Annotated in this window: 9 protein-coding genes; 2 read left to right on the top strand and 7 right to left on the bottom strand. The window is 70.7% G+C overall.

Annotated features, from left to right (window positions below):
• Positions 1–213 precede the first annotated feature (213 nt).
• Positions 214–1,653, top strand: a complete 1,440-nt coding sequence (locus tag D1J51_RS15750) for a PhoH family protein (protein WP_119076833.1) — start codon at positions 214–216, stop codon at positions 1,651–1,653.
• Between the two features lie 85 nt (positions 1,654–1,738).
• Here the strand turns inward: D1J51_RS15750 and D1J51_RS15745 are convergent, their stop codons facing one another.
• From D1J51_RS15745 to xseA, 7 genes are all read right to left on the bottom strand, one after another.
• Positions 1,739–3,166 carry a class II fumarate hydratase gene (locus D1J51_RS15745; protein ID WP_256386027.1) on the bottom strand — a complete coding sequence of 476 codons (1,428 nt, stop codon included), beginning with the start codon at positions 3,164–3,166 and terminating at the stop codon, positions 1,739–1,741.
• 87 nt (positions 3,167–3,253) lie between these two features.
• Complete coding sequence (locus D1J51_RS15740) at positions 3,254–3,928, bottom strand: carbonic anhydrase (RefSeq protein WP_119076832.1); 675 nt, start codon at positions 3,926–3,928, stop codon at positions 3,254–3,256.
• Positions 3,928–4,608 (bottom strand): DUF4245 family protein, encoded by a 681-nt coding sequence (locus D1J51_RS15735; protein WP_119076830.1) that lies wholly within the window; start codon positions 4,606–4,608, stop codon positions 3,928–3,930. The genes D1J51_RS15740 and D1J51_RS15735 overlap by 1 nt, the downstream gene beginning before the upstream one ends.
• 3 nt (positions 4,609–4,611) lie before the next feature.
• The gene (locus D1J51_RS15730) at positions 4,612–4,872 is read right to left on the bottom strand and encodes an exodeoxyribonuclease VII small subunit (protein WP_119076829.1); all 261 of its coding nucleotides are present in this window, start codon (positions 4,870–4,872) and stop codon (positions 4,612–4,614) included.
• 309 nt (positions 4,873–5,181) lie between these two features.
• The gene (locus tag D1J51_RS15725) at positions 5,182–5,418 is read right to left on the bottom strand and encodes a DUF2442 domain-containing protein (protein ID WP_119076826.1); all 237 of its coding nucleotides are present in this window, start codon (positions 5,416–5,418) and stop codon (positions 5,182–5,184) included.
• Positions 5,399–5,635, bottom strand: a complete 237-nt coding sequence (locus D1J51_RS15720) for a DUF4160 domain-containing protein (protein ID WP_119076825.1) — start codon at positions 5,633–5,635, stop codon at positions 5,399–5,401. Before D1J51_RS15720 ends, D1J51_RS15725 begins: the two co-directional genes overlap by 20 nt.
• Before the next feature lie 133 nt (positions 5,636–5,768).
• Entirely contained in the window at positions 5,769–7,007 is a 1,239-nt protein-coding gene (xseA, locus tag D1J51_RS15715; RefSeq protein ID WP_119076823.1) for an exodeoxyribonuclease VII large subunit, read from the bottom strand.
• 185 nt (positions 7,008–7,192) lie between these two features.
• Between xseA and D1J51_RS15710 the strand changes: the two genes are divergently transcribed.
• Entirely contained in the window at positions 7,193–8,227 is a 1,035-nt protein-coding gene (locus D1J51_RS15710; RefSeq protein ID WP_119076841.1) for a 4-hydroxy-3-methylbut-2-enyl diphosphate reductase, read from the top strand.
• Positions 8,228–8,282 lie beyond the last annotated feature (55 nt).

The following is an 8,282-nucleotide window of genomic DNA, read 5'->3' as shown; positions in this document are numbered from 1 at the left end:
ACCCGGTGTTGCATCGACCGGTTGAACTCACCCAGCTTCGTTACGAAGAGTTCACAACGCCCGGCGCGTGTCGGTTCGGGATCCCGCAGGATTGCGGCGTAGCGTGTGATGCACCGGGCAGGGTGCCCGGTCGATAGAGGCCGATGCCGCCTCAGAACCACCGGCCTCCATCGCTGAGCCGGGGCGAAGCGCCCCGGGCCAGAAGGAGCCGCCGTGGCCGAGACCCAGCACCCCCCAACCGCCCAGTTCTCCGAGTCCGCCGAGGGCGCCGCGCCCGACGCCGGCACCGGGGTCGGCGCGCACCTCCGGCGCGCCGAGGGCACTGACGCCGTCGATGGAGCAGCCGCCGTCGATCGCGTCGAGGAGCGACAGCGCACCTACGTACTCGATACATCCGTCCTGCTGAGCGATCCCTCGGCGCTGTTCCGCTTCGCGGAGCACTCCGTGGTGCTGCCCGTCGTGGTGGTGATCGAGCTCGAGAAGAAGCGCCACGATCCCGATCTCGGCTACTTCGCCCGACGAGCGCTGCGCATTCTCGACGAGCTGCGGCAGAAGCACCTGCGCCTCGATTTCCCCGTGCCCGTGGGGGACGCCGGCGGCACCGTACGTGTGGAGCTCAACCACAGCGGCACCGACACGCTGCCCAGCGGGATGCGGCTCGGCGACAACGACACCCGCATCCTCGCCGTGGCCCAGAACCTCGCGGGGGACGGCCTCGACGTCACGGTCGTCTCGAAAGACCTGCCGATGCGGCTCAAGGCCGCCGCGATCGGCCTCGGGTCGGAGGAGTATCGTGCCGAGCTCGCCCACGACGACGCCTACACGGGGACAGCCGCTCTCGAGATCGGCGAGGAGGAGATGCGCGTGCTCTGGGAGGAGGACCGTCTCGACGATCTCGACGGCGTCGAGGATCTCCCGTACGGCACCGGGCTGATCCTCCACTCGACGCGCGGATCGGCACTCGGACGCGTGGACGGCGAGCGCTCCCTGCACCTCGTGCGCGGAGATCGCGAGATCTTCGGGCTGACGGGCCGCAGCGCCGAGCAGCGGCTCGCCATCGACCTGCTGCTCGACCCGCAGGTCGGCATCGTCTCCCTCGGCGGCAGCGCCGGTACCGGCAAGTCGGCCCTCGCGCTCGCCGCCGGGCTCGAGGCGGTGCTCGAGCGCAGGCAGCACCGCAAGATCATGGTGTTCCGCCCGCTGTACGCCGTGGGCGGGCAGGAGCTCGGATACCTGCCGGGAGACCGCGAGGAGAAGATGGGGCCGTGGGCGCAGGCCGTGTTCGACACCCTCGGCTCGATCGTGTCCGAGAACGTGCTCGACGAGGTGGTCGCACGAGACCTCATCGAGGTGCTGCCGCTCACCCACATCCGCGGACGTTCGCTGCACGACGCCTTCGTGATCGTGGACGAGGCGCAGTCGCTCGAGCGCGGCGTGCTGCTGACGATGCTGTCGAGGATCGGGCAGAACTCGCGCGTGGTGCTCACGCACGACGTCGCGCAGCGCGACAACCTGCGGGTGGGCCGATACGACGGCATCGCGGCGGTCATCGAGAAGCTGAAGGGGCACCGCCTGTTCGGCCACGTGACGCTCACGCGCTCCGAGCGCAGCGAGATCGCCGCGCTCGTCACCGAGCTGCTCGACACCCCGTAGGGCCGCCGCTCAGCGGCTCTGCCCGCGGGCGGGCGAAGGGGGCCGGGATCGCGCGATCCCGACCCCCCGTTACGCGGCGGCCGGGCTACTTCGCCACGCCGGGGCGGGTCATCGACAGCAGGTCGAGGGCCTGGTCGAGGTCTGCCTCGGTGACCTCGCCGCGCTCCACGTAGCCGAGGTCGACGACCGCCTCGCGCACGGTGATGCCCTTCGCGACCGAGTGCTTGGCGATCTTCGCGGCGGCCTCGTATCCGATGAGGCGGTTGAGGGGGGTGACGGTCGACGGGCTCATGCCGGCGAGGGCCGCCGCGCGCTCGAGGTTGGCCTCGAGACCCGCGACCGTCTTGTCGGCGAGCACGATCGACGCGTTCGAGAGCAGGCGGATCGACTCGAGCAGGGCGGTGCCCATGACGGGGATCTGCACGTTGAGCTCGAACGCGCCGGAGGCGCCCGCCCACGCGATGGTCGCGTCGTTGCCGATGACGCGCGCGCACACCATGAGCACGGCCTCGGGCACGACCGGGTTGACCTTGCCCGGCATGATCGAGGAGCCGGGCTGCAGGTCGGGGATGTGCAGCTCGGCGAGGCCCGTGTTGGGGCCCGAGCCCATCCAGCGGATGTCGTTGTTGATCTTGGTGAGCGACACGGCGATGGTGCGCAGCGCGCCCGACGCCTCGACGAGGCCGTCGCGGTTGGCCTGCGCCTCGAAGTGATTGCGGGCCTCGGTGATGGGCAGGCCGCTGGAAGCGGCGATCTCGGCGATGACCTTCTCGGGGAAGCCGAGAGGGGTGTTGATGCCCGTGCCGACGGCGGTGCCGCCCTGGGGCACCTCGGCGACGCGGGGGAGCGTGGCCTCGACGCGCTCGATGCCGTAGCGGATCTGCGCGGCGAAGCCGCCGAACTCCTGACCGAGGGTGACGGGCGTCGCGTCCATGAGGTGGGTGCGCCCCGACTTCACCGCCGTCTTCCACAGCTCGGCCTTCGCCTCGAGCGCCTCGGCGAGGTGCTCGAGCGCGGGCTTCAGCCGCTCGATGAGCGCGCCGGTCACGGCGATGTGCACCGAGGTGGGGAACACGTCGTTCGACGACTGCGAGGCGTTGACGTGGTCGTTGGGGTGCACGGGCGCGCCGAGGTGCTTCGTGGCGAGCGTGGCGAGCACCTCGTTCATGTTCATGTTCGACGAGGTTCCCGAGCCGGTCTGGTAGGTGTCGACCGGGAACTGGTCGTGGTGGGCGCCTCCGATGACCTCCTCGGCCGCCGTCACGATTGCTGCGGCGACGCCGACCTCGAGGATCCCGAGCTCCCTGTTCGCGATGGCGGCCGCGCGCTTGATGCGGGCCAGGGCCACGATCTGGGCGGGCTCGAGACCCTTGCCCGAGATGGGGAAGTTCTCGACTGCGCGCTGGGTCTGGGCGGCGTAGAGGGCGTTCTTGGGAACGCGGACCTCGCCCATCGTGTCGTGCTCGATGCGGTACTCGATCTCGGCGTTCGCGTCGCTGTGCTTATCGGTCACGGTCTTCCTTCGTGTCGGAGTGGACTCTGCGATCCGCTTCGCGGACGCAGGGCGGCGGGTAGGGGGCTTCGGAGGGAAGGCGGGCGGTCAGCCGAGCGGCGCGAGGTCGAGCTCGACTGGCCCCACCACAGAGTAGGGAACGGCGCGTCCCTCGGTGAGTCGGTACTGGCAGCCGACGATCGCGAGGGTGCCGGCGTCGACGGCGTCGCTGATCGCGCGGGAGGTGCGCAGGAGCGCGCTGACCGTCGCGGTCAGGTGGATGCGCCCCACGGCGTTGGCGTCGATCCGGGAGGCATCCGCGTACGGGGTGTCCCGGTTGTCCCTCAGCCACAGGCGCTGCACGGCCGGCTGGATCGGCGCCAGCGTGTTGCGCACCGAGTCCGTGACGGGAGAGGGCGTGCGGCCGGTCTGGTCGATGGCGGCCGCGACGGCGCCGCAGGAGTCGTGGGCGAGCACCACGATGAGGGCCGCACCGAGTTCGGTGACCGCGTACTCCATCGACGCCGTGATGGACTCGGCGACCACGTGCCCCATGTTGCGGGCGATGAACAGGTCGCCGAGTCCGCAGTCGAAGATGATCTCGGCGGCGAGACGGGAGTCGGAGCAGCCGAACAGCGCGACGTCGGGGGCCTGAGAGCCCACGAGCTCGGAGCGCCGCTCGACGTCCTGGTTGGGGTGGGCGGACGTGCCGGAGACGAAGCGCTCGTTGCCCGCGGCGAAGGCGTCCCAGGCCTGCTGCGGAGTCACGCGGGGTGCGGTCATCATTGCTCCTCGGGGGTGGCGAGCGAGTCGGCTACCTGGGTCGCCAGCTCTCGGAGGGTCGCGGGGTCGTCGGTGCCGTAGACGAGGATCGTGTCGCCGTTCCACTCGCCCTGCAGACCGAAGAGCATGTTGCTTCGGTCGGGATTCCGATCGGGATAGTCGTAGACGGTCCATTCGATGCCGCCGAGCGCTTCGGAACCGGTGGGCTGCTGCTGCTCCAGCTGATCCTCGACCCATGACCTGTCGGGGGGCGAGCCATCGGCGGTGAATCCCTGAGCGACCGCTGCGTATGCCTCGGAGCCGGTCGCCTCGTCGACGGTGGTGTAGTTGATCTGCCACGAGGTGACGCCGCCGCTCTGGCGCAGGCCCGCCCACTTGGCCTTCCAGCCGTCGGGCACCTGCGGAGCCGCGAGGGTGCGCCCCGCGGTCGGAGCCGCATCGGAGGCGAGCTGCTGCACGTCGACCGACTGCTCGGCGAAGCCGCCCGTGCCGCGCGGAACCATGAGGAAGATCACGAGCACGAGCCCGAGGCTCACGAGCAGCGAGAAGGCGAGGTTGTTGATGGTCTTGCGGTCGCGGTAGAGGCGACTGTCGTTCGCCTTGCGGGCCGCGGTCTCCGCGGGGGTCTCGGGGCGGCCGAGTTCGGCGACGACCGCCGGCGGCTTCTGCTTCTTCGCCATGGTCTACGCGCCGGCCCTGTTCTCGTTCGACGCGCCTCCGTCTTCGGACGGCGTCGCGCCCTGCCGCGCCGCCTCCAGGCGCTGCCGGGCGCCGATCAGCCACTCCTCGCAGCGCGCCGCGAGCGCCTCGCCGCGCTCCCACAGCCGCAGCGACTCCTCGAGTGTGGTGCCGCCCTGCTCGAGGCGGCCGACCACCTGGACGAGTTCGTCGCGCGCCTCCTCGTAGCTGAGCACGGCGGCGTCTGCGGGTGTCTCGGCACTCATGCGGCCCAGTCTACCCGGCGGCGCCGTGGACCTCTCTGGGCCGGCCCTGCGCGCGTCCGGGCCGCCCCTTACACGTCGGAGCGTGCTCCCTCTGCTCTTTTCAGCGGGATCGGCCGGGACCGACCCGGGAGCGACCGATTCGACGAGCCGGCCGGCCCGCTGGAGACGGCCTTCGCGATCGACGGCGTCTACGCCACCTTCTCGTTCCGCATGACGACGGGCAGCCTCGGCGCCGAGATTACCGACATCTTGCACGCGGCCGCGCGAACGGCTTCAGACCCTGTGCCATTGGCGCACCCCGGATACTGCTCAGGAGATCCGCAGCAGGGCGGCCACCGAGAGATCCTCGTCGAGGTCGGTCCAGTGGATGCCCTCGCCATTGCCGATAAGACGCCAGTTGCTGCGAGCAGTAGTGCTCGCCTGCTGCAAGCGGGGGAACCAGGAGAGCGGGGCGATGATCGAGCGGCCGTCTCGGAGCAGCACGCGGAGCTCATGGTCATCGAACTGGACATCGACGGCGGATGCGTCAAGTATCGAAGTGCTCATGCCAGGCCTCCTCGATCTGGGCTTCGTGGAGTTTCACGACGTCGCTCAGCCGGTTCAGTTCGACCGAGCTGAACCGTCGGCTGTGCGCCAATGCTACCGGCCGAATCCAGAACTTTGCCGTGCAGCCGTCACGCTCGACATGTACGTGCGGAGGCTCATCGCCCTCGTTGCTGTAGAAGAATAGGCGGTAGGCCAAGAATTTGAGGACTGTAGGCATGTCGGTACCTCCAATGGCACCGTATCCGTACCCCGGCCCGCCGATGAGCCCTGGAGATAGATCTGGGAGTAACTCAAGACTTCGGCTCAATGAGGGCGATTGTCAGCGAAGTGCTACTGCGAGTCACCACCCGCTACGCCGGCCCGTCCGAGGTCGCCGCGATCCCGCCCTCCGCGAGGGAGACCCGGATCGCGGTGCCCGCGGGCGCATCGGCGGGATTGCGCAGCACCCCCGCGGGTTCGCCGTCCGCGCCGACGAGCTGCGCGATCGCGTAGCCGCGCTCGAGCGTCGCCCTGGGGGAGAGCGTCGCGAGGCGGGCCCGGGCTTCGGCGAGGGATCGGCCCCGGTCCTCGACGGTGCGCTCCGCGAGCTCTGTTCCGCGCGCGATCCAGCGCACGAGCTCCTCGGCCCGCTCATCCACGATGCGCTCGGGGAGAGCCAGCGCCGGGCGTCCCCGCAGCTGCGCGATGCGGTCCGTCTCGTGGGCGAGCAACTGGCCGAGGCGCCCGCTCATCCGCGCCCGCGCCTGGTCGATGCCGGCCAGTTCCTCGCCGACGTCCGGCACCACGCGCTTGGCCGCGTCGGTGGGGGTCGAGGCGCGCAGGTCGGCCACCTCGTCGAGCAGCGGCCGATCCGCCTCGTGCCCGATCGCGCTGACGAGCGGCGTGGTCGCGCTCGCCGCGGCCCGCACCACCCGCTCGTCGCTGAAAGGCAGCAGGTTCTGGAAGTCGCCGCCGCCGCGGGCCACGACGATCACCTCGACCTCCGGATCCCGGTCCAGCGCCTCGATGCCCGCGGCCACCTCGGCCGCGGCCCGATCGCCCTGCACCGCCGCGTAGTGCACCCTGAAGCCCACCCCCGGCCAGCGCAGCGTCGCGTTGCGGATCACGTCCTTCTCGGCGTCGGAGTCGCGGCCCGTCACGAGCCCGATGAGTCCGGGCAGGAAGGGGAGCGCCCGCTTGCGGCTCGCGTCGAAGAGCCCCTCGCCCTGCAGCTGGCGCCGCAGCCGCTCGAGGCGCTCGAGCAGCTCGCCGAGTCCCACGTGCGACAGCTCGAACACCTGCACGGTGAGCGTGCCGCCCTTCACCCAGAAGTTCGGCTTCACGAGCGCGATCACCCGGTCGCCCTGCGCGAAGTCGCTCGTGAACCGCTGCACCACCGAGCGCCAGACGGTGAAGCTGACGGTGACGTCCTGCGAGAGGTCGCGCAGCTTGCCGTAGACGTGGCCGCCTCGCAGCTGCCACTGCGTGATCTCGCCCTCGATCCAGACCTGTCCCAGCCGGTCGATCCAGGCCGCGATCTTCTCGCTCATCAGCCCGACCGGCCAGGGGGCTTCGCGGGTCGCCGGGGCCGTGGATGCTGCCTCTGCCATGCCGACCAGCCTATCGGCGGCCTCGGACTCGCAGTGTCAGGAAGGAGCTCGCCGGAGCGGCGGCGGTATCAGCGACGGGGGGTAACATCGAGTGCATGGGCGGGGCGACAGCGGCGACGGCGGCACCGGCGGCACCGGCGGGGCGGGATCAGCGCACCGTCGGCGCGCCGGTTGTGAGCCTCGCCATGCCGCGCCTGCGCCGCGAGGCGGGGCGCCTGAAGGACCTGCCGGTCGACGGCCCGAAGAGGGTGCTGCTGGCGGCTCCGCGCGGCTACTGCGCGGGGGTGGACCGCGCCGTCGTCGCCGTCGAGAGGGCGCTCGAGCGCTTCGGCGCGCCCGTCTACGTGCGCAAGCAGATCGTGCACAACGTGCACGTGGTGCAGACGCTCGAGAAGATGGGGGCGATCTTCGTCGACGAGGTCGACGAGGTGCCGGAGGGCGCCAACGTCGTGTTCTCGGCCCACGGCGTCTCGCCCGCCGTGGTGAGCGCTGCGGAGGATCGGGGCCTGCACGCGATCGACGCCACCTGCCCGCTCGTCACCAAGGTGCATCGAGAGGCGGTGCGCTTCGCGAAGCAGGACATGGAGATCCTGCTCATCGGGCACGCGGGCCACGAGGAGGTCGAGGGCACGAGCGGTGAGGCACCGGATCACGTCACGATCGTGAACTCGCCCGACGACGTCGACTCGCTCGAGGTCGTGGACCCCGAACGGCTCGTCTGGCTGTCGCAGACGACGCTCTCGGTCGACGAGACCATGGAGACGGTGCGGCGCCTGCGCGCCCGCTTCCCGAAACTGCAGGATCCGCCGAGCGACGACATCTGCTACGCCACGCAGAACCGGCAGGTGGCGGTCAAGCAGATCGCGCCGCGCGCCGACCTCGTGCTCGTGGTCGGATCGGCGAACTCCTCGAACTCCGTGCGCCTCAAGGAGGTGGCGCTCGAGTACGGAGCGAAGGCCGCCCATCGCGTCGACTTCGCGAGCGAGGTGCGGCAGGAGTGGCTCGAGGGGGTGCGCACCGTCGGCGTGACGAGCGGGGCGTCGGTGCCCGACGTGCTCGTGCAGGAACTGCTCGACGACCTCGCCGATGCCGGGTACTCGGCTGTTGAGGCAGCCGTCACCGCGGAGGAGGACCTGGTGTTCTCGCTGCCCAAGGAACTGCGGAGGGACGCGGCGGGGGCGCCGGATTCCCGGGCACTCGGGGGCCGCGCGCGGAGCTGACTCGCCGCCCCGAGCGGCCCGGCTGTCGTGAGCGTGCACCTGCCTCGCGAGCGTG

It is taken from the genome of Leucobacter sp. wl10 (genome assembly GCF_003569785.1).
In the GTDB taxonomy this organism is placed as follows: Bacteria; Actinomycetota; Actinomycetes; order Actinomycetales; family Microbacteriaceae; genus Leucobacter.
This window is presented reverse-complemented; position numbering and strand designations above follow the sequence as displayed.

Bases quoted from the DNA above. Each gene is read 5' to 3' on its own strand.
- D1J51_RS15740 (WP_119076832.1), bottom strand. From the start codon at position 3,928: ATGACCGCACCCCGCGTGACTCCGCAGCAGGCCTGGGACGCCTTCGCC.
- D1J51_RS15735 (WP_119076830.1), bottom strand. From the start codon at position 4,608: ATGGCGAAGAAGCAGAAGCCGCCGGCGGTCGTCGCCGAACTCGGCCGC.
- D1J51_RS15720 (WP_119076825.1), bottom strand. From the start codon at position 5,635: ATGCCTACAGTCCTCAAATTCTTGGCCTACCGCCTATTCTTCTACAGC.
- D1J51_RS15710 (WP_119076841.1), top strand. From the start codon at position 7,193: ATGCCGCGCCTGCGCCGCGAGGCGGGGCGCCTGAAGGACCTGCCGGTC.
- D1J51_RS15730 (WP_119076829.1), bottom strand. From the start codon at position 4,872: ATGAGTGCCGAGACACCCGCAGACGCCGCCGTGCTCAGCTACGAGGAG.
- xseA (WP_119076823.1), bottom strand. From the start codon at position 7,007: ATGGCAGAGGCAGCATCCACGGCCCCGGCGACCCGCGAAGCCCCCTGG.
- D1J51_RS15725 (WP_119076826.1), bottom strand. From the start codon at position 5,418: ATGAGCACTTCGATACTTGACGCATCCGCCGTCGATGTCCAGTTCGAT.